The organism is Acidovorax sp. GW823-FHT01C06, assembly GCF_058798375.1.
The window spans coordinates 454846-477019 of sequence record NZ_JBXAKN010000002.1; the positions used below are offsets into that span (position 1 = coordinate 454846).

Consider the following 22174-nt stretch of genomic DNA (forward strand, 5'->3'; position numbering starts at 1 on the left):
CAATCACCGGGGCTGCGCGGCCCATTCAGCGGGCGTGAAGGTCTTCATCGACAGCGCATGCACCTCGTCGGTGTGCATTTTGGCGCCCAGCGTGGCGTACACGCGCTGGTGCCGCTGGATGGCGCGCCGGCCCTCGAACTCGGCCGAGACGATGGTGGCGTACCAGTGGCGGCCGTCACCCTCGAGCGCGATGTGCTCGCAGGCCAGGCCGGCGGCGATGATGTCTTTGAGTTGGTCTGCGGTCATGTCAATTCCGAATTTTGTAGCCGGTGCGCAGCAGGTGGACCGCCAGGGCACTCACGGCCAGCCAGGCCACGCCCACGATGGAGAGACTGAGCCACGGCGAGGTATCGCTCTGGCCAAAGAAGCCGTAGCGGAAACCGTCGATCATGTAGAAGAACGGGTTGAGGTGGCTCACGGTCTGCCAGAAGGGCGGCAGCGACTGGATGGAATAGAACACGCCCGAGAGGAACGTCATCGGCACCACCACGAAGTTCTGGAACGCCGCGAGCTGGTCGAACTTGTCGGCCCACAGCCCGGCAATCAGCCCCAGCGTGGCCAGCAAGGCCGCCCCCAGGAAGGCGAACGCAAGAATCCACAGCGGCGCGGCGAACTCGGGCCGGGCGAACGCCAGCGTGACGATGAACACCCCCAGCCCCACCACCAGCCCGCGCACGATGGACGAGCCCACATAGGCCAGGAACCAGGCCCAGTGCGACAGCGGCGTGAGCAGCACGAACACCAGGCTGCCCATGATCTTGCTCTGGATCAGGCTCGACGAGCTGTTGGCGAAGGCGTTCTGCAGCACGCTCATCATCACGAGGCCCGGCACCAGAAAGGCGGTGTAGCTGATGCGGTCGTAGACCTTCACATGGTCTTCGAGCACGTGGCCGAAGATCAGCAGGTACAGCACGGCCGTGAGCACGGGCGCGGCCACGGTCTGGAAGCTCACCTTCCAGAAGCGCAGCACCTCCTTGTAGAACAGGGTCTGCCAGCCAGTCATCGTTGTGCTCCCACGCTCGGCACTGCGGTCTCCGCGCCGCCCCCCAAGGGGACTGCGCCCTGCCTGGGGCGGCCCGGCGCTGCGGCAGCCTCCACCCCCGCCAGAGGAATATTGGATGCCGAGGTGCCCGACATCACCTGCAGGAAAACGTCTTCCAGGTCGGGCCGGCGGATCTCCATGTCATGCACGTCCACGCCCGCCACCCGCAGCGCGGCCAGATGGCTTTCGATCTCGGCCGCGTCGTGCGCGGGCAACTGCACGATGCGGCCCGTGACGCGGGCGAGCGCGTTGAGCGAAGGCGGCAGGACCGCATCGGTCTTGAACTGCAGGATGCTGCCGGAGGCCGCCTGCAGCAGCTCGCTCGTGCGGTTCAGGGCCACGATGCGGCCCGACTTGAGCATGGCGATGCGGCCACACAGGGCCTCGGCTTCTTCCAGATAGTGCGTGGTCAGCAGCACGGTGTGGCCTTCCTTGTTCAGGCGCGCCACGAAATGCCAGAGCGTCTGGCGCAACTCCACGTCCACGCCCGCAGTGGGCTCGTCGAGCACGATGATGGGTGGCTTGTGCACCAGCGCCTGTGCCACGAGCACGCGGCGCTTCATGCCGCCCGACAGCTGGCGCATGTTGGCCGTGGCCTTGTCGGCCAGGCCCAGGTTTTCCAGCAGTTCGTCGATCCAGGCTTCGTTGTTCTTCACGCCGAAGTAGCCGGACTGGATGCGCAGCGACTCGCGCACGTTGAAGAAAGGGTCGAACACCAGCTCCTGCGGCACCACGCCCAGCTTGCGGCGCGCCTGGGCAAAGTCGGCCTGCACGTCGCTGCCCTGCACCAGCACACGGCCGCTGCTGGCACGGGCCAGGCCCGCGAGAATGCTGATGAGGGTGGTCTTGCCGGCACCGTTGGGGCCCAGGAGCCCGAAGAACTCGCCCTCCTCGATGTCCAGGCTGACCTGGTTCAGTGCCTGGAAAGGGCCTTTGGGCGTGGCAAAGGTCTTGGAGATGGCTTGGAATGAGACTGCGGGCATGAAGCCCCTGATTTTACGGCCTTGCACCAAAGAGCGCCGACCGGGGTCTGCCCGAGCGCCCGCCGCGTGTCCCGGCCGAGCCGCGTACCGGGAGATCGCTTCCACCGCCTCTGGGAGCGAGTCCCCAGGATTCACGGTCCTTCGGCTCCCGCCTACTGCGCCACGAACCCGCTCGTCTTGATGATGCGGGTCCAGGCGTCGGTGTAGGAAGCCTGGCGGGCGGCCAGCTGCTGGGGCGACATGTGGCCCACGGTGAGCCCCATGGCGGTGAGGTGGTCACGCACGTCGGGCATGGCCACGACCTTGGCCAGCGCGGCCGAGAAGTCGGTGATGAACTTCTGCGGCGTGCCTGTGGGTGCGTAGATGCCGTAGTACGGCAGGTCCTCGAAGCCCTTGAGGCCCATCTCGTCGAAGGTGGGCACGTCGGGCATGGCCGCCTGGCGCCTGGTGCCCAGCACGCCCACCACGCGCACCTTGCCGGCCTTGTGGTTCTCCATGAAGTCCTGCACCGAGGCCACGCCCGCGCTGATCTGGTTGCCCAGCATGTCGGCCATCATGGGCGCACTGCCCCGGTAGGGGGCCGAGACCAGGTCCAGCTGGTACTTCTGGCCCAGCAGCTTGACCAGGAACTCGGGCGTGGAGGCGGGTGCCGGAATGCCGACCGCGCCCTTGCCGTGGCCACTGGCCTTCACCCAGGCCACGTACTCGGGGAACGACTTCGCCGGCGTGCCGCCCGAGACGGCGAACGCGTTCACGAAGGTGGCGAAGCCACCCACGGGCACGAAGTCGCGCACCGGATCAAAGCCCGGGTTCTTCACCACCTGCGGCAGGATGGAGATGGTGTGGTCGTGCGTGAGGAACAGCGTGGTGCCGTCCGGCGCCGAGGCCTTGAGCGCCTGCGCGGCGATCTGGCCGCCCGCACCGGGGCGGTTTTCCACCACCACGGGCTGGCCCAATTCGTCCTTGAGCTTCTCGGCGAGCGTGCGCGCGATCGCATCGGTGCCGCCGCCGGGCGGGAAACCCACCAGCAGGCGGATGGGCTTGGGTGCCTGGGCAAAGGCCAGCCCCACGGTCAGCGCGGCGCCCACCAGGGCGGTGGTGCGCAAAAGGCGGGACAGCAGGCTGCGGCGGGAAGTGGTCGTCATGGCAGAACTCCGGTTTGTTCGAATGTGGTCGCTGGGGTGCGCATCCGCACACCTAGCACGGTTCAGGCCAGCGGCCCCGGCGCACCAGGGGCCGCCCCGCCGTGGCTGCGGCGCTGCGCTGGCGTGCGCTGGCGGCGTGCCCCTTCCCGAACTGCGCGGCGATTCGAGAGACGGGCAAAGGCGCGCAGCGCCCCAGGGGTTGTCTCATTTTCCCAGGCGCGCGCGGTGGCGCTCCAGCTGGCTGCGCACCTGCGCGGGCGCGGTGCCGCCCAAGGTGTTGCGCGCATTGAGCGAGCCGCGCAGGCTCAGGCACTCGTACACGTCCTTGTCGATCTGCGGGTGAAAGCCCTGCAGCACGGCCAGGGGCAGCTCCGACAGGTCGCAGGCGTGCGTGGTGGCCGCCTTCACCGCGTGGGCCACGGTCTCGTGCGCGTCGCGGAAGGGCAAGCCCTTCTTGACCAGGTAGTCGGCCAGGTCGGTGGCGGTGGCGTAGCCCTTGAGCGCGGCCTGCTCCATCGCGGGCGCGTTGACGGTGATGCCGCCCTCCTTCTGGCCCGTGGCGGGGTTCAGCTGGCCGCCGACCATCTCGGCGAAGATGCGCAGCGTGTCTTTCAGCGTGTCCACCGTGTCGAACAGCGGCTCCTTGTCTTCCTGGTTGTCCTTGTTGTACGCCAGGGGCTGGCCCTTCATCAGGGTGATCAGGCCCATCAGGTGGCCGACCACGCGGCCGGTCTTGCCGCGCGCCAGTTCCGGCACATCGGGGTTCTTCTTCTGCGGCATGATCGAGCTGCCCGTGGTGAAGCGGTCGGCGATCTTGATGAAGCCGAAGTTCTGGCTCATCCAGATGATGAGTTCTTCACTCAGGCGGCTCACGTGCACCATGCACAGGCTGGCCGCGGCGGTGAATTCGATGGCGAAGTCACGGTCGCTCACGGCGTCCAGGCTGTTCTGGCACACACCCTCCATGCCCAGGGTCCTGGCCACGCGCTCGCGATCCAGCGGGTAGGTGGTGCCGGCCAGCGCAGCGGCCCCCAGCGGCAGCACGTTGGTGCGGCGGCGCACATCGGCCATGCGGTCGGCATCGCGCGCGAACATTTCCACATAGGCCAGCATGTGGTGGCCGAAGCTCACGGGCTGGGCCACCTGCAGGTGGGTGAAGCCGGGCAGGATCACCTCGACGTTCTGCTCGGCCACGTCCACCAGCGACACCTGCAATTCCTTGAGCAGGTCGGCGATCAGGTCGATCTCGCCGCGCAGCCATAGGCGCACGTCGGTGGCCACCTGGTCGTTGCGGCTGCGGCCGGTGTGCAGGCGCTTGCCGGCATCGCCCACCAGCTGCGTCAGGCGCGCCTCGATGTTCAGGTGCACGTCCTCCAGGTCCAGCTTCCATTCGAAGCCGCCGGACTCGATCTCGGAGGTGATCTGCGCCATGCCGCGCTGGATGGAGGCATGGTCCTCCTGGCTGATCACGCCCTGGGCCGCCAGCATCTCGGCATGCGCCAGGCTGCCCGCGATGTCGGCCTGCCACAGGCGCTTGTCGAAGAACACGCTGGAGGTGTAGCGCTTGACCAGGTCGCTCATGGGCTCGGAAAACAGCGCCGACCAGGCCTGGGCCTTGGTATCGAGCTGGTTGTGGGACGGCGCAGAGTCAGCGCTGGTGGCTTGGGCTTTGGACATAGGAGGGCAATAATCCGGAGGTTCAGACACCCGGACAACCCGGGCGCCGCAATGCAAAACACGCAAATTTTATCGACCCAGCCCCCGCCGCCCGATTCGGCCCTGCCGCGAGGCTCCGCGCGGGGTGGCCTGGCGCCCGCGCGCCGGGTGCTGGTGTTCGATGCCTGCCAGGTGGGCGTGGTGCTGCGGGCCGTGCTGTTCGTGGAGCTGGTGGTGGGCGTGGGCGCCATGTTCGGAGCGGGCAACCCCGTGGAATGGCTGGCCACGATGGCGCTGCTGACGGGCGGCGCATTGCCGGCCACGCTGCTGTGGCTCATCACGGCCTGCAGCCTCAAGACTGTTCTGCAGCGCCTCTCCACCGCGCAGCAGTATGCGGCCGGCGTGCTGCTGGGCGCGCTGGCGGGCGCCTACGCCTGCGGCATGCTGGCGCTGGTGGCGCAACCTGCGTCACCGCCCTGGCTGGCCAGCGCCGCGACAGGGGCGCTGCTGGCGGCCATGCTGGTGGCGGCGCTGGTGCTGCGCGCACGGGGCCGCACGCCCGCGGCCACCACGGCGCGGCTGACCGAGCTGCAGTCGCGCATCCGGCCGCACTTCCTGTTCAACACCCTCAACAGCGCCATTGCGCTGGTGCGCGCGGAACCGGCCAAGGCCGAATCGCTGCTCGAAGACCTGAGCGACCTGTTTCGCCACGCGCTGGTGGAACAGGGGGAATCGGTCACGCTGGCCGAAGAGATCACCCTGGCGCGCCGCTACCTGGCCATCGAAGAGGTGCGCTTTGGCAAGCGCCTGCAGGTGCAGTGGAACCTGGACCCCCGCACCGACAGCGCCCGCCTGCCGCCGCTGCTGCTGCAGCCGCTGGTGGAGAACGCCGTCAAGCACGGCGTGGAGCCCAGCGCGCGCGGCGGGCGGCTGCGCGTGCTGACCGAGCTGCGCGGCAGCCGCGTGGTGGTGCGCATCACCAACACCCTGCCCCCCAAGGAAGGCAGGAACGGCAGCGGCCATGGCGACGACACGGCGCCCCGGGGCCACGGCATTGCCCTGGCCAACGTCCGCGCGCGGCTGGCGCTGCTGCATGATGTGCAGGGCGAATTCACCGCCGGCGTGCAGGACGGCCTGTACCAGGTGCGCATCACCCTGCCCGCCACCGACCCCAAGGCGCGCGCCCGGGGCGCGCGCGGCGCGGCGCCAGCCCGAAGGGGCCCCCATGGCGGCCGCGCGCAAACATCCCAGCGCCGCATGGTGGACGGCGAAGACGACCTCAACCACAGCAGCCCCGCTACCGACCATGAACATCCTGATCGTTGACGACGAAGCCCTGGCCCGCAGCCGCTTGCGCACCCTCCTGTCCGACTGCGCCCAGGCCCAGCCTGCCCAGCGCATGACCGTGGCCGAGGCCGCCAACGCCGGCGAAACCATGGCGCTGCTGGGGCCCACGGGCGGACGCGCCTTCGACCTGGTGCTGCTTGACATCCACATGCCCGGCCAGGATGGGCTGGCACTGGCCCACACCCTGCAGACCCTGCCCCAGCCCCCGGCCGTGGTGTTCGTGACGGCCCACGCGGACCATGCCGTGAGCGCGTTCGAACTGGATGCCACCGACTACCTGACCAAGCCCGTGCGCCGCGAACGCCTGCAGCAGGCACTGGCCAAGGTACAGCGTGGCACGCGCCCCCCCGCGTCCGCGCCCACCACCGGCGTGCCCGAAGGCGAAACCCTGCTCATCCAGGACCGGGGCCGCACCGAACGCCTGCCCCTGGCCGAGGTGCTGTACTTCAAGGCCGAGCAAAAGTACGTCACCGTGCGCACCGCCACGCGCAGCTACATCATGGACGGCGCCCTGAGCGAGCTGGAGGCCAAGTTCGCGCCGCGCTTCCTGCGCATCCACCGCAACGCGCTGGTGGCCCGCCGCGCCGTGCGCGCGCTGGAAAAGCACTACGACCCCGAGGAGGGCGAAGGCTGGGCCGTGCGGTTGCAGGGCTCCACGGAACTGCTGGCGGTGTCGCGCCGGCAGGTGGCCGCTGTGCGGGAAGAGCTGGCGCGTTGATGCCGCTTTTTCAGGGCATTCTGCGCTCGATGCTCGGGCAGTTGACCGTCCTTGTCGACGGCAGGATCACCGCGTCAGTTTGCCCTGCACCCCTTCCACCAGCCAGTTCATCTGCAGGATCTGCGCATCGGAGAGTGCCTGGCCCGCAGCGATCACTTCGTGCCCTTCGCTGTCCCGCACCGGGGCCTTGCCCGCGCGAAACGGCTGCAGCCTGCCCGCGCCAATGGCCTTCTGCGCGGCCAGCACCTCCTGCTGCACGGCCGCCGGCACCCGGGAGCCAAAGTCGCCCACGCGGATCATGCCCTCGCGCACCCCGCCCCAGAGGGCGGCGCTTTTCCAGGTGCCGCTCTGCACGGCGCGCACGCGCTCGGTGTAGTACGGGCCCCACTGGTGGGTCACGGCCACGATCTGGGCATCGGGCCCGGTGCGGCGCATGTCCGAGTGGTAGGCCACGGCCATCTTGCCGCGCTCCTGCGCGGCGGCCATCACGGCCGTGGATCCGGTGTGAAAGGCGATCACATCCACGTCCTGGTTGAAGAGCACCATGGCCGCATCGCGCTCCCTGGGCGGGTCGAACCACACGTTGATCCACACCACCTTCACGGTGGCCTGGGGGTTCACCGAACGCATGCCCAGCATGAACGCGTTGATGCCCTGCAGCACCTCGGGGATCGGGAATCCCGCCACGTAGCCCGCCACGCCGGTCTTGCTCATGCGGCCCGCCGCGATGCCCGCCAGGTAGCGCCCTTCGTAGTAGCGCGCATTGGCCACGGCCACGTTGGCGGCCGTCTTGTAGCCGGTGATGGATTCGAACTTCACGTTCGGGTAGTCCTGCGCGACCTTGAGCGTGGGCTCCATGTAGCCGAAGCTGGGCGTGAAGATGATCTGGTGGCCCGTGGCGGCCAGGTCGCGGATCACGCGCTCGGCATCGGCCCCCTCGGCCACGTTCTCGACGAAGGTCGTCCTGACCTGGCTGCCCAGCGCGGCCTCCACCGCCTTGCGCCCTTCTTCGTGCTGGCGCGTCCAGCCCGCCTCGGTGATGGGCGAGACGTAGACGAAACCAGCCTTGACGGGTTCGGCGGGCGCCGCCCTGGGAGCGGCCGCGCCAGTCTGGGAAAAAACGGGGGAGATGAAAACGGCGCCCGCGAGCGCACTCACACAAGCCGCACGCAGTGCGGTGGCGAGGTTTTTGTACATGGTGTTCCTCTACATGGTCCCGATGACAGAAAAAGCAAAAGGCTGCCGGGACAGCAGCCTTTGCAAGGGCGGTATTGTAGCCAGCGGGGGGGCGCCCGCGCTGGCGCAGCGCTTCCTCAGCGCAGCCGCGGCGTGTTCGACGGCGCGCCGAGGCGGAACGCGCCCACCACGTCCGCCAGGCGTGCGGCCTGGTCCTTGAGGCTCTCGGCGGCGGCGGTGGACTCCTCCACCAGGGCGGCGTTCTGCTGCGTCATCTGGTCCAGCTGGTTCACGGCCACGTTCACCTGGCTGATGCCCTGGCTCTGCTCCGACGCGGCGGCGCTGATCTCGCCGATGATGTCGGTCACGCGGCGCACGGAGCTCACGATCTCGTCCATGGTGCTGCCCGCGTTCTGCACGAGCGCGGCCCCCGATTCCACCTTCTCCACCGACTGGCCGATCAGGTTCTTGATCTCCTTGGCCGCTTCGGCGCTGCGCTGCGCCAGGCTGCGCACTTCGCTGGCCACCACGGCAAAGCCGCGGCCCTGTTCGCCCGCACGGGCGGCTTCCACCGCCGCGTTCAGCGCCAGGATGTTGGTCTGGAAGGCGATGCCGTCGATCGTGCCGATGATGTCGCTGATCTTCTTGCTGCTGGCGTTGATCGCGTCCATGGTGCTCACCACCTGGGCCACGACCTCGCCGCCGCGCTGCGCCACCTGGGCGGCCGATGCGGCCATCTGGTTGGCCTGCACGGCGGAGTCGGCGCTCTGGCGCACGGTGCTGGTGAGCTCTTCCATGGAGCTCGCCGTTTCCTCGAGGTTGGCGGCCGTCTGCTCGGTGCGCGCGCTCAGGTCCTGGTTGCCGATGGCGATCTGCGTGCTGGCGGTGGAGATGCTGTCCACAACGCCGCGCACCTGCTGCAGCGAGCCGTGCAGCGCACTGCGCATGAGGTCCAGCGCCCGCAGCAGGCGGCCGGTTTCGTCGTTGGCGTAGCTGGCCTGCGGCGCACCGGTCAGGTCCATGTCGGCGATCGATTCGGCAATGGCCTCGGCGTGGCGCAAAGGACGCGTGATGCTGGTGGCCAGCAGCCAGGCCAGCAGCCCACCGAGCACCAGCGAGATGGCCGTGCACAGCTGCAGCAGCAAGGTGGTCTGCGCGCGCAGCTCTTCGCTGCGCTTGCCGGCGGCGTCCAGTTGGGCGCGCTGGGCATCCACCATCTCCTGCACGCCGGCCAGGTAGCTGCGCGAGGTGGGCTCGAAGCGCTCGGTGAACACCTTGTTCGCGTTCTCGGCGTCACCCGCCTGCTTGAACTTGCTCACCTCTTCCCGCGCGGCCAGATAGCTCTTGCGCAGTTCGCCCACCTTGATGAACAGCTGCTTTTCCTCGGGCGTGTCCATTTTCGACTCGATGAATTTCTGCAGTTCATTGGTGTCGCGGATGGAAGCCGCCGTGGCGGGCGCGAAGTACGGGATCAGACTGGCATCGCTGCTCTTGGCGATGGCCGCGGCACGCTGCACCCCGGACGTGGTGTGGCGCAGCCAGTCCGAGCCCGCCCGTTCGGTCTTGACGTTGTCGTTGACCATGGTGTCGATCTCGGCGCCAAGCTGGCCCAGCCGGACCACCGCCACGATGCTGCTCGCCAGGAACAGCGCGAGGATCACACCGAGCACCAGGGTAAGGCGCTTGCCGATGGACAACTGATTGAGAAACATGGAAAACACTCCGGTAGGAAACAGCGCAGACGCCTGCACAAAAAATTAGGGCCCCGCAGGGCCGTTTCAGGGCACGCGGGCATCCGGTGGATGCCAACAAATGCTTACAGAAACCCATGATTCTAGGGTTTACCCGGATTTCACCTGCAACGTGTGCGACGGTCCGGTGCACGCGGCGCCCCCGCGCAGCGAAATCCCCTCAAAAACGGCGGCTCCCGCGAAGGGCCGGCATGGCCAGCCTCCGCCTGCCGCTCGGGGAGCGTGCGCCTGCGTTCAGTAGTCGTGCTCCACGCACCGCTCGAAGGCTTCCTTGAGCTTGTGTTCCCACACGCGCTTGTCGGCGTTGCCGGCAAAACTCGCTTCGAAGCTGTTGAACGCCAGCTGGTAGGCATGGCGGGCTGTCAGGCCCGCGGCCGCGAACACCTGCGTGAAGTTCTCATTGATGTAGCCGCCAAAGTAAGCCGGGTCGTCCGAATTGACCGTGGCCGCAAGGCCGGCGTCCAGCAGCTGGCCCAGGTTGTGGTCGGCGAGGTTGGGGAACACGCACAGCTTCTGGTTGGACAGCGGGCACACCGTGAGGGCGATGCGGTCCTGCGCCAGGCGCCGCATCAGCGCGGCATCGTGCACGGCCTGCACGCCGTGGTCGATACGCTCGACCTTGAGCACCTCCAGCGCGCTCCAGATGTAGGCGGGAGGCCCCTCCTCGCCCGCATGCGCCACCAGGTGCAGGCCCAGTTCACGGCAGCGTGCGAACACGCGCGCGAACTTCTCGGGCGGGTGGCCCACCTCGCTGGAGTCCAGCCCCACGCCCACGATCTTGTCGATGAGCGGCATGGCCTGTTCCAGCGTTTCAAACGCGGACTCCTCGCTCAGGTGGCGCAGGAAACACAGGATCAGGGTCGCGCTGATGCCCAGTTCGGTGCGCGCGTCCTGGCAGGCGCGGTGCAGGCCGTTGATGACCGTCTCCATGGCCACGCCGCGCGCGGTGTGGGTCTGGGGATCGAAGAAGATCTCGGCGTGCAGCACGTTGTCGCGCGCCGCGCGCCCCAGGTAGGCGCGCGCCATGTCGTAGAAGTCCTGCTCGTGCAGCAGCACGCTGGCGCCCGCGTAGTAGATGTCCAGAAAGCTCTGCAGGTTGGTGAACGCGTAGGCGCTGCGCAGCGCGTCCACGCTGTCATAGGGCAATGCCAGCTCGTTGCGCTGCGCCAGCGCGAAGATGAGTTCGGGCTCCAGCGAACCCTCGATGTGGATGTGCAGCTCGGCCTTGGGCATGGCGCGCAGCAGTTCGGGCAGGCGTTCGGTGGAGATGGGAGGCACTTTAAACATCAGCAGACTCCAAAGGTGATGCCGCTGTGGCGCAGAAAGCGGCGGTAGAAGGATGATGCCTTGTCGGCGGCGGTATGCAACTCCGCCCGCAGGTCCAGCGGCAGGCACCGGGGCACCTGCGACTCCAGCACGGGCTGGTCCTGCATGAAGATGGTGTGCTGGAACGCCTGCAGCTTTTCCGCCGGCGACTCGAAATCCGCCACCGCCAGGCGGAACCAGACGCGGCTGCGCACGGGCGTCACGGGGCAGATGAACAGCGCGATCGCCTCGCGCCAATCCCGTACCGCGGTGGTGCCGGCCTCGGGCACCTTGGTCAGCACCGCGGCATAGGGGGCCGTGACTTCATAGGTGTACTCCACCTGGGCCGGGGCGGTCGAATGCAGGTTGGACTGGGGCTGCCAGGCCTTGCAGCCCGTGGCGCGCAGGCCCGTGGGCAGGGACTCCGCGCGGTAGTCGTCGATGGCCGTGGCCTCGCGCGTGCCCAGCCAGCCTTCGTGCACGAAGCCGAAGTGCGACATGTCCAGGAAGTTCTCGATGATGCGCGGCGCGCTCGCCGCCACGTCATAGGGGCCGCAGTTGAGCTTGCGCAGGCGCGCATCGTCCTCGGCGGCAAAGGCGGGCGGCGCGGCATCGCCGGCCTCGAGCCGCACCCACACCAGGCCGTGGGCCTCGTGCACGGCATGGCGGTGGGCGCAGTGCGTGGCGGGCGGGGTGAAATGCGCCAGTGCGGGCACGTGCACACACTGGCCGTTCGCGGCGAACTGCCAGCCGTGGTAGGGACATTCAAGCCGGCCCTCGTGCACACGGCCGAGCGACAGGCGCGCACCCCGGTGCGGGCACTGGTCCGCGAAGGCCTGCGCATGGCCCTCGCCATCGCGCCAGAGCACGATGTCGCGCTCCAGCAGGCGCGCGGCCAGCGGGGCCTGCACGACATCCTCCGAGGGCGCGACAGGATGCCAGAGGGTGGCTTCGATCATGGTGGGCAGGGAATCTCGTGGTGCGTATGGGGATGATCGCGCCCCGATCGCGCGGGGCTGCGGGCGAGCATATCCGCAAGCGCCGTTCCACGCCTCCCCCGCCGCCCTGGAGGCCCGCTCCCCTTCGTTTCGGGGCGACGAAGGCGAGAGTGTGAGAGCGCCCCTTGGTCAGACCATCACATAGAGCTTGCGCACCGTCTCGCGGATCTCCCACACACCGCGCGTGTCGGGCGGGAAGAAAAGCGTGTCACCCGCACGGAACTCCAACGGTGCCGCGCCCTCCGCCTCAGGCGTGAAACGGCCTGCGCCCGCAAGGATGTGCATGACCTCGCCCGACGCCACTTGGCGCCGGAAGCGCCCCGGAGAGCACTCCCACAGCCCCGTGTCGCAGTCGGGCCGACCCGGCATGCGCACGTCCAGCCCCCGGATGGTGCAGGCCGGCGTGCTCAGGGGCACCGCAACGGGGCCCTGCTCCTGCAAATCCTGCGTGGTGGCGCTCTGCGCAATGGCCTGGATGCCCATGGGGCGACTCCTTGAAAGGGGAATGAATGGAGAAACGAAGAACGCCGTCAGCCCAGGGCGCGCACCGAGTTGCTCAGCGAGCGCGCGCAGGCCAGCAGCGACGGCCCCAGGCGGCTCTCAGCCTCCTCGGGCGTCCAGCGGCTCGTGGGAGCCACGATGTGCACGGCCGCCACGGGGCGGCCATGGCTGCCGATCACGGGGGCGCCCAGCGTCATGTCGCCCAGGAACAGCTCCTCGCGGTTGATGGCATAGCCGCGCTGGCGCGCCTGGTCCAGTTCGGCCAGCAGCGCGACCTCGTCCGTGATGGTGTGGCGGGTGTGGGCCGCGCGCTCGCTCGCGCGCAGCAGCGCCAGCGCCTCCTCGTTGGGCAGCGCGCTGAGCCAGGCACGCCCGGAGGCCGTGCAGTACATGGGGATGCGGCTGCCGATGGGCATGTGCACCGGCACGAACTGCGCGCTGATGAAGCGCGCCACGTACACCATCTCCAACCCGTCGGCTTCGGTAAGGCAAGTGGTCTCGGTCGTCACGTTGGTGAGTTCCGAGAGGTAGGGGTTGGCCAGGTCGATCAGCGGGTTGGCCGCGAGGTAGTTGTAGCCGATGCGCATCACGCGCGGCGTGAGCTGGTAGCGGCGCGTCTGCGGGTGCTTGCGCACGAAGCCCAGTTGCTCGAGCGTGAAGACCATGCGCTGCGCCGAGCTCTTGCTGATGCCCGCCGCCGCCGCCACGTCGGCCAGCGTCATGCTGCGCCGCTGCGCGCTGAAGGCGCAGAGCACGGCCAGCCCCTTCTCCAGCGACTGGTTGAACAGAGGGTTCGCGTCTTCGTCGGGCGGCTGCGGCGTATTCATGCAACGGAGTATAGCTCTCTCACCAGAAAATATCGCATATCGATTCATATAAATCTTTTAGTGGTTTGCACCTATTTATCTAAGATTTATTGAAATCGACAATTGGCACCGTTCTTGCAATGTTGCAGGCGTGGGGCGGATGCCGGTTCGGTGTCCGCGACTGCCCACGACGGTCCTCATCCCTCTCGTTCGCCACAGGAGTCACACCATGCACCGCTTCGTCCGCCACTTCCACCGCATTGCACTAGGCCTGTGCGCCGCAGGCGCCGTCACGCTGGCCGCCGCGCAGGGCAGCGCGCCCGCCACCTACAACGTGGGTGCCACGGCCACGGGCATTCCGTTCACCTTCCTCGACGTGAAGACCAACAGCATCCAGGGCATGATGGTGGACACCGTGCAGGCCGTGGCCAAGGCGGGCGGCTTCCAGGTCAACGTGCAGCAGACCGTGTTCTCGGCGCTGATCCCCTCGCTCACCGCCAACAAGATCGACATCGTCTCGGCGGCCATGCTCAAGACCCCCGCGCGCCAGCAGGTGGTGGATTTCAGCGACCCCGTCTACTCCTACGGCGAGGGCCTGATCGTGAAGGCCGACGACGCCAAGGCCTACGCCTCGCTCGACGACCTCAAGGGCGAGATCGTCGGCGCCCAGGTGGGCACGGTGTTCATCGACATGCTGCAGAAGAAGGGCATCTTCAAGGAAGTGCGCAGCTACGACTCGGTGGCCGACATGACGCGCGACCTCGCGCTCGGCCGCATCAAGGCGGGCCTGGGCGATCAGCCCATCATCGCCTACCAGATCCGCCAGAACACCTTCCAGGGCGTGAAGCTGGCCGAAGGCTACAAGTCCACCAATGTGGGTGATGTGTGCCTCGTGGTGCGCAAAGGCGACACGGCCACGCTCGAACGCCTGAACAAGGCCATCGCCGCGGTCAAGGCCGACGGCACTTTGGCCAACATCGTCAAGAAATGGGGCATCTGAGCCCCGCCCGCGCCGTCTTCGCCTGAATCCAGTAGTACGCCATGCAAGCCTTCCTGCAGCATGCGCGCGAGTTCCTGCCCATCCTGCTGCAGGGGGCGGTGGTCACGGTGCAGGTCACCGTGCTGTCGTTCCTGCTGTCCAGCGTGATCGGGCTGGTGCTCGCGCTCGGCAAGCTCTCGCCCGTGCGCGCCGTCTCGGTATGCGCCTCCACCGTGATCAACGTGATCCGCGGGCTGCCCATCATCGTGCAGCTCTTCTACATCTACTTCGTGCTGCCCGACATCGGCATCCAGCTCTCCGCCTTCCAGGCTGGCGTGATCGGCCTGGGCATCGCCTACTCGGCCTACCAGGCCGAGAACTTTCGCGCCGGCATCGAGGCCGTGGACCCCGGCCAGCGCGAGGCAGCGCTGGCCATGGGCATGCGGCCCGCGCTGCTGATGCGCCGAGTGGTCCTGCCCCAGGCCTTCCGCATCGCGCTGCCGCCCTATGGCAACACGCTGGTGATGATGCTCAAGGACTCGTCGCTGGTCTCCACCATCACCGTGGCCGAGATGACGCGCGCGGGCCAGCTCATCGCCTCGTCCACCTTCCAGAACATGACCGTGTACACGCTCGTCGCCCTGCTCTACCTGGCCATGAGCCTGCCGCTGGTCTGGGGCCTGCGGCGGCTGGAGCGCCGCTTCGGCGCGGGGAGGAAAGCGCCATGATCGAGATCGACCGCCTGGAGAAGGCCTACGGCGAGCACCGCGTGCTGCAGGGCGTGAGCCTGCGCGTGGAGCGCGGCGAAGTCGTGTGCCTGATCGGCCCCTCGGGCTCGGGCAAGTCCACGGTGCTGCGCTGCATCAACGGCCTGGAGTCGTACCAGGGCGGCGAGGTGCGCGCCTTCGGCGAGCGCGTGGACAACCGCGCGGCCTCCATTCATGCGCTGCGCAGCCGCATGGGCATGGTGTTCCAGCGCTTCAACCTGTTCCCGCACCGCACGGTGATCGAGAACGTGATGGAAGGCCCCGTGCACGTGAAGGGCGAATCGCCCGCGAAAGCCCGAGCCGAAGCGCTGGAGCTGCTGCGCAAGGTAGGCCTGGCCGACAAGGCCCAGGCCTGGCCCGCGCAGCTCTCGGGCGGCCAGCAGCAACGCGTGGCCATTGCGCGCGCGCTGGCCATGAAGCCCGAGGCCATGCTGTTCGACGAACCCACCTCGGCGCTCGACCCCGAACTCGTGGGCGACGTGCTGGGCGTGATGCGCCAGCTCGCCGACGAGGGCATGACGATGATCGTGGTGACGCACGAGATGGGCTTCGCGCGCGAGGTGGCCGACCGCGTGTGCTTCCTGCACAGCGGCAGCATCGTCGAGGAAGGTCCTGCCGCGCAGGTGCTCGGCGCGCCGCGCCATGCGCGCACGCAGGACTTCCTGCGCCGCGTGCTGCGCGCGCCGGATGGAGGCGCGGCATGAGCGCCCGCGCCATCGCATCGCACCCCGACGCCCCCTCGCTGTGGGCCGCCACGGCGCCCGCGGCCCCCGCCACGCCCGCGCTCGACGCCTCGCTCTCCACCGACGTGCTCGTGGTCGGTGCGGGCTACACGGGCCTGTCCGCCGCGCTGCACCTGGCCGAGCGCGGCGCGCGCGTGTGCGTGCTCGACGCGCACGCGCCCGGCTGGGGCGCCTCGGGGCGCAACGGCGGGCAGGTCAACCCCACGCTCAAGCACGACCCCGACGACCTCGTGCGCCTGTACGGCGCCGAGCGCGCCGAGCCGCTGATCGATGCCGTTTCTTGCTCGGCCGACCTCGTGTACGACCTCATCGCGCGCCATGCCATCGACTGCGCCCCGGTGCGCGCGGGCTGGCTGCAGGTGGGCTACACCCAGCAGGCCGTGGATGGCATGCACGCGCGCGCCCGGCAGTGGGAGCGGCGCGGCGTGCGCGTGGACATGCTCGACCGCGCCGCCACGGCCGCGCGCATCGGCACGCCGGCCTTCGCGGGCGGCTGGCTCGACGGGCGCGCGGGCGGCATCCAGCCGCTGGCCTACGTGCGCGGCCTCGTGCGCGCGGCCCAGGACCTGGGCGTGAAGGTGCACGGCGGCTCGCCCGTGGTGGCGCTGGAGCGCCAGGGCGCGCACTGGATCGCCACCACGGCCACACCAACCGGGAGCCACCGCGTGCAGGCGCAGCAGGTGGTGCTGGGCACCAACGGCTATACCGACGGCCTGTGGCCAGGGCTGGCGCGCACGGTGCTCGCGGCCAACAGCTTCATCGTGGCCACGCGGCCGCTGGGCCCGGCGGGCGCCAGCATCCTGCCCGGCGGCGAGACGGGATCGACCTCGCAGCGGCTGCTGCTGTACTTCCGCAAGGACGCGCAGGGCCGACTGCTGATGGGCGGGCGTGGCCATTTCGCCGACCCGCAGGGGCCGCAGGACTTCGCACACCTCGAGCGCGCGCTGGCGCTGATGTTTCCGCAACTCGGCCCCGTGCAGTACGAGTACCGCTGGGCCGGGCGCATCGCCGTCACGCGCGACTTCATGCCGCACCTGCACCAGCCCGCGCCGGGCATCACCATGGCGCTGGGCTACAACGGGCGCGGCATCGCCATGGCCACCAGCCTGGGCCAGCACGTGGCGGCCCTGGTGGCGGGCGGCGGCGCGGCGGCCTGCCCATTCCCGGTCACGCCCCTTCAGCCCCTTCCGCTGCACGGGTTGCAGCGCTTCTACATCGCGGCCGGCGTGGCCTGGTACAGCCTGCTGGACCGCGTGGGGAGGTAAACGGCCCGCCCAGCAAAAAGGCCGCCCCCGGGCGGCCTTTTTCAGGGGAGCGCTCCCGGCGCCAGCGCCGGGAAGCCCGTGCGGCTTCTTACTTCTTGTCGCCGCCGGGGATCTTGCCTTCCACGCCCTTGACATAGAAGTTGACACCGCCGAGGAACTTGTCGTCGGCCACCGCATCCTTGGCGAGCACTTCCTTGCCGTCCTGGCCCACGATCGGGCCCTTCCAGATCTGGAACGAGCCATCGGCCAGGCCCTTCTTCACGGCTTCGACCTTGGCCTTGGTGTCGGCAGGCACGTCTTCGGCGATGGAGACGATGTCGATCGCGCCTTCCTTCACGCCCCACCAGCTCTGGCCCGTGGCCCACTGGCCTTCCAGCGCGTCCTTGGTGGCCTTGATGTAGTACGGGCCCCAGTTGATCACGGCCGATGCCAGGTGGGCCTTGGGGCCATAGGCGGTCATGTCGGAATCCCAGCCGAAGGCGCGCTTGCCCTTTTCTTGCGCCGTCTTCAGCACGGCGGGCGAATCGGTGTTCTGGAACAGCACGTCGGCGCCGCCGTTGATGAGCGATGTGGCGGCTTCGGTTTCCTTGGGCGGGCTGAACCATTCATTCACCCAGACCACCTTGGTCTTGATCTTGGGGTTGACCGACTGCGCACCCAGCGTGAAGCTGTTGATGTTGCGGATCACTTCAGGAATCGGCACCGAGCCCACCACGCCCAGCGTGTTGGTCTTGGTCATGGCGCCGGCGATCACGCCCGCCATGTACGCGCCTTCGTAGGTGCGGCTGTCGTAGGTGCGCATGTTCTCGGCCGTCTTGTAGCCGGTGGCATGCTCGAACTTGATGCCCTTGTTGTCCTCGGCCACCTTGAGCATCGACTCCATGTAGCCGAAGGTGGTGCCAAAGATCAGCTTGTTGCCCTGGCCGGCCAGGTCGCGCAGCACGCGTTCGGCGTCGGCCGACTCGGGCACGCTTTCCACGAAGCTCGTGACCACCTTGTCGCCGAATTCCTTCTCGATGGCCTTGCGGCCGTTGTCGTGCGCGAACGACCAGCCGCCGTCACCCACCGGGCCGACATAGGCGAACGCGATCTTCAGAGGCTCGGGCTTGGGTGCCGGCGCTTCTGCCGCAGGGGCCGGTGCGGGCGCGGGGGCCGGTGCCGGTTCTTCCTTCTTGCCACAGCCCACGAGCGCGGCGGCGGCAACGGCGGAGAGCGCTGCCACCTTGAGCATGGAGCGTTTCTGCAGATCAGTCATGTCGGTTTCCTTGTTGAATGAAGAGTGAGACTTGCAAAGGTTGGGGACGAAAGCAGCAATTATGGGGCGATCTACCGTGGGGTAACCAGTTTTTGACGCACCGGCCCGCCCATTTCAGGAGCCCGGATAGAACGGCTTGCCCAGCGACGCCGGCATGTTGATGCGGATCCACGCCGGATTGCGCGAAATCAGCGCCAGCACGACGATGGTGGCCACATACGGCAGCATGCTCAGCAACTGGCTGGCCACCTGCACCCCCGTGGCCTGCAGGTGGAACTGCAACATGGTCACGCCGCCGAACAAATAGGCACCAAGCAACACCCGTGCCGGGCGCCAGGTCGCGAACGTGGTGAGGGCCAGGGCGATCCAGCCCCGGCCGGCGACCATGCCCTCCACCCACAGGGGCGTGTACACCGTCGAGATGTAGGCGCCCGCCAGCCCGCACAGCGCCCCGCCCGCCACCACCGCCGCGAGGCGAATGCGCCGCACCGGATAGCCCAGCGCGTGGGCCGACTCGGGCGACTCGCCGACCGAGCGCAGCACGAGCCCGGCGCGCGAGCGGTACAGGAACCAGATCAGCCCCGCGACCAGCAGCATGGTGAGGTACACCAGCGGATGCTGCTGGAACAGCGCGGGCCCGAGCAGCGGCACGTCGCCCAGCACCGGAACCGCGTACTTGGGCAGCTCGGGCAGCTTGGCCTGCACGTAGCTGATGCCGGCGAACGCCGAGAACCCCACGCCGAACAGGCTGAGCGCCAGCCCGGTGGCGTACTGGTTGGTGTTGAGCCAGATCACCAGCACGCCGAAGATGGCGGCCAGCACGGCGCCGGCGGCCATGCCCGCCGCAAACCCGAGCCAGGTGTTGCCCGTGTGCACCACGGTGGCGAAGCCCGCGATGGCGGCGCACAGCATCATGCCTTCCGCCCCAAGATTGACGATGCCGGCCTTTTCGTTGATGAGCAGGCCCAGGGCCGCAATGGCCAGAACGGTGCCCGCGCTGAGCGTGGCGCCAATGAGCAGTGCATAGGACTCCATCAGACACCTCCTTTCCTGGTGCCGACCCAGCGCACGCGGTAGGCAATCAACGTGTCGCACGCCAGCAGCGTGAACAGCAGCAGGCCCTGGAACACGCCCGTGAGCGACTTGGGCAGCCCCATGCGCGACTGCGCCAGCTCGCCACCGATATAGAACATGCTCATGAGGATGGCCGAGAGGATCATGCCCACGGGGTGCAGGCGCCCCACGAAGGCGACGATGATGGCCGCGAAGCCGTAGCCCGCCGGCACGTAGGGCGTGAGCTGGCCAATCGGCCCCGCCACTTCCAGCGCCCCCGCCAGGCCTGCCGCGCCGCCCGAGATCAGCAGCGCCGTCCACAGCGCCTTGCGCGAGGAGAACCCGGCGTACCGCGCCGCCGCCGGGGCCAGTCCGCCGACCTGTTGCGCGAAACCGGCCCGCGTGCGGAACAGGAACACCCACAGCGCCGCCGCCCCGGCCAGCGCCAGCAAGAGGCCGATGGACACCCGCGAACCCTGCATCAGGCGCGGGATCTGCGTCACTTTCTCGAAGGTCTTGGTCTGCGGAAAGTTGTAGCCCATGGGGTCCTTCCACGGGCCGTAGACCAGATAGCCAAGCACCAGCGTGGCCACATAGACCAGCATCAGGCTGACCAGGATTTCATTGGCGTTGAACTTGTCTCGCAGCAGCGCCGTGAGCCCCGCCCAGGCCATGCCGCCCAGCACCCCGGCGAGCAGGATGGCGGGCACGATCCACGGGCCGGTGGTCTTGTCGGCCAGCAGCGCCACGCCGCCCGCCACCACGGCGCCGATGACGAACTGGCCTTCGGCGCCGATGTTCCACACGTTGGAGCGGAAACACACGGCCAGGCCGAGCGCGATGAGCAGCAGCGGCGTGGCCTTGACCATGAGTTCGCCGATGGCGTACTGCGACTTGACGGGTTCCCAGAAGAACACCTGCAGCCCGCGCACGGGGTCCTTGCCCAGCGCCACGAACAGCGCGACGCCGATCAGCACCGTGATGGCCAGCGCCAGCAGCGGCGAGCCATAGGTCCAGAGCTTCGACGCCTGGGGACGCGGTTCCAGCTTAAGCATGCTGCACCTCCCCGGCCCGCGCCTGCTGCTGGTGCTGCTGCGCCAGGTGCGCCTGCACGTCGGCATGCCACAGGCCGCTCATCCATTCGCCGATGAGGCCCACCGTGGCCTCGGCACGCGGCACCGAAGGCGACAGGTGCCCCTTGGCCACCACGTGCAGCCGGTCGCAGATTTCAAACAATTCGTCCAGCTCCTCGCTCACCACCAGCACGGCGCAGCCCGCATCGCGCAGCGCCAGGATGGAGCCCCGGATCTGCGCGGCCGCGCCCACGTCCACGCCCCAGGTGGGCTGCGAAACGATGAGCAGCTTCGGGTTGGCATCGATCTCGCGCCCCACGATGAACTTCTGCAGGTTGCCCCCCGACAGCGACCTGGCCGCCGCATGGGGGCCGCCCGCCTTCACGTTGAAGCGCTGGATGATGGCCTCGGCGTGTTTTTGCAAGGCCCCCACCTTGATCCAGCCGCTGCCCCCGACCGAGTTGGTGCGCGTGAGCAGCAGGTTGTGCGCCAGGCCCATGGTGGGCACGGCGCCCCGGCCCAGGCGCTCTTCGGGCACGAAGTGCAAGCCCAGCGCGCGGCGCTGGCCGGGGCCCATGCGGCCCGCGTTCTGGCCGGAGACCTGGATGCTGACTGCATCAGCCCGCTGGTCTTCGCCCGACAGCGCGTAGAGCAGTTCCTTTTGCCCGTTGCCCGACACACCGGCAATGCCCACCACCTCGCCCGCCTTCACCTCGAACTGCAGGTCGATCAAATCCACCCCGAACTGGTCGGCACGCGGCAGCGACAGGCCCTGCACACGCAGCACCGTGGCGCCGGTCTGCAGCGCGCGGTGTTCCAGCGCGGGCGGCTCGGCGCCGATCATGAGGCGCGACAAAGACGCATTCGATTCTTCCGCCGGGTTGCACACACCCGTCACCTTGCCGCCGCGCAGCACGGTGCACGCGGTGCACAGCGCGCGGATCTCGTGCAGCTTGTGGCTGATGTAGAGGATGCTGCAGCCCTCGCTGGCCAGCTTGCGCAGCACCACGAAGAGTTTTTCCACCGCCTGGGGCGTGAGCACCGAGGTGGGCTCGTCCAGGATCAGCACCTTGGGGTTGGTGAGCAGCGCGCGGATGATTTCCACGCGCTGCATCTCGCCCACGCTGAGCGTGTGCACGGGGCGCAGCGGGTCGATGTCGAGGCCATATTCGGCCGCCTTGGCGGTGATGCGCTGCGTCACCTCGGCCAGCTGCAGGCTCTTGTCCAGGCCCAGCCACACGTTCTCGGCCACCGTGAGGGTGTCGAACAGGCTGAAGTGCTGGAACACCATGGCGATGCCCAGCGCCCGCGCCTCCTGCGGGTTGCGCACCTGCACGGCCTGGCCGTTGAAGAACACGCTGCCTTCGTCGGGCTTGACCGATCCGTAGATGATCTTCATCAGCGTGGACTTGCCCGCGCCGTTTTCGCCCAGCACCGCATGGATCTCGCCGGGCAGCACCGTGAGCGACACGCCGCTGTTGGCCACCACGGCCGGATAGCGCTTGGTGATGCCCATGAGCTGCAGCCGGGGCGGCGGCGGCGCGCCCGGGGCGGGAGGAGTAGGAGGTGAACTCATGCGGTGGATTGTCTCTCAGTTTTACAACTTGTTAT

General features: G+C 68.4%; 21 protein-coding genes. 6 read left to right on the plus strand and 15 right to left on the minus strand.

The features are described from left to right. Positions 1-3: 3 nt before the first annotated feature. The 5 genes from AC1RCS_RS07675 to argH all read right to left on the minus strand — a co-directional run bounded on the left by AC1RCS_RS07675 (position 4) and on the right by argH (position 4847). Positions 4-246 carry a BolA family protein gene (locus AC1RCS_RS07675; RefSeq protein ID WP_218293438.1) on the minus strand — a complete coding sequence of 81 codons (243 nt, stop codon included), beginning with the start codon at positions 244-246 and terminating at the stop codon, positions 4-6. A gap of 1 nt (position 247) precedes the next feature. Continuing rightward, positions 248-1003 (minus strand): ABC transporter permease, encoded by a 756-nt coding sequence (locus tag AC1RCS_RS07680; protein WP_218293437.1) that lies wholly within the window; start codon positions 1001-1003, stop codon positions 248-250. Then, positions 1000-2025, minus strand: a complete 1026-nt coding sequence (locus AC1RCS_RS07685) for an ABC transporter ATP-binding protein (protein WP_218293436.1) — start codon at positions 2023-2025, stop codon at positions 1000-1002. The genes AC1RCS_RS07680 and AC1RCS_RS07685 overlap by 4 nt, the downstream gene beginning before the upstream one ends. 152 nt (positions 2026-2177) lie before the next feature. Beyond that, complete coding sequence (locus tag AC1RCS_RS07690; RefSeq protein ID WP_492244190.1) at positions 2178-3170, minus strand: Bug family tripartite tricarboxylate transporter substrate binding protein; 993 nt, start codon at positions 3168-3170, stop codon at positions 2178-2180. Positions 3171-3374: 204 nt separating this feature from the next. Continuing rightward, positions 3375-4847 carry an argininosuccinate lyase gene (gene argH / locus AC1RCS_RS07695; RefSeq protein WP_492244191.1) on the minus strand — a complete coding sequence of 491 codons (1473 nt, stop codon included), beginning with the start codon at positions 4845-4847 and terminating at the stop codon, positions 3375-3377. 51 nt (positions 4848-4898) lie between these two features. Here argH and AC1RCS_RS07700 point away from each other — a divergent pair, with 51 nt between their 5' ends. Further along, on the plus strand, positions 4899-6152 hold the full coding sequence (locus AC1RCS_RS07700) for a sensor histidine kinase (protein WP_492244192.1): 1254 nt from the start codon (positions 4899-4901) through the stop codon (positions 6150-6152). Then, positions 6133-6891 (plus strand): LytR/AlgR family response regulator transcription factor, encoded by a 759-nt coding sequence (locus tag AC1RCS_RS07705; protein WP_218295657.1) that lies wholly within the window; start codon positions 6133-6135, stop codon positions 6889-6891. Before AC1RCS_RS07700 ends, AC1RCS_RS07705 begins: the two co-directional genes overlap by 20 nt. A gap of 66 nt (positions 6892-6957) precedes the next feature. Here the strand turns inward: AC1RCS_RS07705 and AC1RCS_RS07710 are convergent, their stop codons facing one another. From AC1RCS_RS07710 to AC1RCS_RS07735, 6 genes are all read right to left on the minus strand, one after another. Further along, the gene (locus AC1RCS_RS07710; protein WP_492244193.1) at positions 6958-8088 is read right to left on the minus strand and encodes a BMP family ABC transporter substrate-binding protein; all 1131 of its coding nucleotides are present in this window, start codon (positions 8086-8088) and stop codon (positions 6958-6960) included. A 116-nt stretch (positions 8089-8204) separates the two neighbouring features. Then, positions 8205-9779, minus strand: a complete 1575-nt coding sequence (locus AC1RCS_RS07715; protein WP_492244194.1) for a methyl-accepting chemotaxis protein — start codon at positions 9777-9779, stop codon at positions 8205-8207. A gap of 273 nt (positions 9780-10052) precedes the next feature. Next, on the minus strand, positions 10053-11105 hold the full coding sequence (locus AC1RCS_RS07720) for an adenosine deaminase (RefSeq protein WP_492244195.1): 1053 nt from the start codon (positions 11103-11105) through the stop codon (positions 10053-10055). Further along, positions 11105-12082, minus strand: a complete 978-nt coding sequence (locus tag AC1RCS_RS07725; protein ID WP_492244196.1) for a Rieske 2Fe-2S domain-containing protein — start codon at positions 12080-12082, stop codon at positions 11105-11107. The genes AC1RCS_RS07720 and AC1RCS_RS07725 overlap by 1 nt, the downstream gene beginning before the upstream one ends. 168 nt (positions 12083-12250) lie before the next feature. Next, positions 12251-12604, minus strand: a complete 354-nt coding sequence (locus tag AC1RCS_RS07730) for a cupin domain-containing protein (RefSeq protein ID WP_218341454.1) — start codon at positions 12602-12604, stop codon at positions 12251-12253. Positions 12605-12651: 47 nt separating this feature from the next. Continuing rightward, positions 12652-13449, minus strand: a complete 798-nt coding sequence (locus AC1RCS_RS07735) for an IclR family transcriptional regulator (protein ID WP_218341455.1) — start codon at positions 13447-13449, stop codon at positions 12652-12654. A 208-nt stretch (positions 13450-13657) separates the two neighbouring features. Here AC1RCS_RS07735 and AC1RCS_RS07740 point away from each other — a divergent pair, with 208 nt between their 5' ends. Genes AC1RCS_RS07740 through AC1RCS_RS07755 form a run of 4 tightly spaced genes read left to right on the plus strand, consistent with a single transcriptional unit; the run spans position 13658 to position 17182 of the window. Continuing rightward, positions 13658-14428, plus strand: coding sequence for an ABC transporter substrate-binding protein (locus AC1RCS_RS07740; protein ID WP_218341456.1), 771 nt, complete (start codon positions 13658-13660; stop codon positions 14426-14428). Between the two features lie 41 nt (positions 14429-14469). Then, a complete protein-coding gene (gene ehuD, locus AC1RCS_RS07745) occupies positions 14470-15135 on the plus strand; it encodes an ectoine/hydroxyectoine ABC transporter permease subunit EhuD (protein ID WP_218341457.1) in 666 nt (221 codons plus the stop codon). Beyond that, positions 15132-15878 carry an amino acid ABC transporter ATP-binding protein gene (locus tag AC1RCS_RS07750; RefSeq protein ID WP_218341458.1) on the plus strand — a complete coding sequence of 249 codons (747 nt, stop codon included), beginning with the start codon at positions 15132-15134 and terminating at the stop codon, positions 15876-15878. The genes ehuD and AC1RCS_RS07750 overlap by 4 nt, the downstream gene beginning before the upstream one ends. Next, positions 15875-17182 (plus strand): NAD(P)/FAD-dependent oxidoreductase, encoded by a 1308-nt coding sequence (locus AC1RCS_RS07755; RefSeq protein WP_492244197.1) that lies wholly within the window; start codon positions 15875-15877, stop codon positions 17180-17182. The genes AC1RCS_RS07750 and AC1RCS_RS07755 overlap by 4 nt, the downstream gene beginning before the upstream one ends. Before the next feature lie 88 nt (positions 17183-17270). Here AC1RCS_RS07755 and AC1RCS_RS07760 read toward each other — a convergent pair whose 3' ends face one another. The 4 genes from AC1RCS_RS07760 to AC1RCS_RS07775 form a co-directional block, all read right to left on the minus strand. Next, positions 17271-18437 carry a BMP family ABC transporter substrate-binding protein gene (locus tag AC1RCS_RS07760; RefSeq protein WP_218293625.1) on the minus strand — a complete coding sequence of 389 codons (1167 nt, stop codon included), beginning with the start codon at positions 18435-18437 and terminating at the stop codon, positions 17271-17273. Between the two features lie 114 nt (positions 18438-18551). Continuing rightward, positions 18552-19472, minus strand: a complete 921-nt coding sequence (locus tag AC1RCS_RS07765; protein ID WP_218293624.1) for an ABC transporter permease — start codon at positions 19470-19472, stop codon at positions 18552-18554. Beyond that, positions 19472-20545, minus strand: coding sequence for an ABC transporter permease (locus tag AC1RCS_RS07770; protein WP_218293623.1), 1074 nt, complete (start codon positions 20543-20545; stop codon positions 19472-19474). Before AC1RCS_RS07770 ends, AC1RCS_RS07765 begins: the two co-directional genes overlap by 1 nt. Then, positions 20538-22139: an ABC transporter ATP-binding protein gene (locus AC1RCS_RS07775; protein ID WP_492244198.1), complete on the minus strand. Its 1602-nt coding sequence runs from the start codon at positions 22137-22139 to the stop codon at positions 20538-20540. Before AC1RCS_RS07775 ends, AC1RCS_RS07770 begins: the two co-directional genes overlap by 8 nt. Positions 22140-22174: the final 35 nt, after the last annotated feature.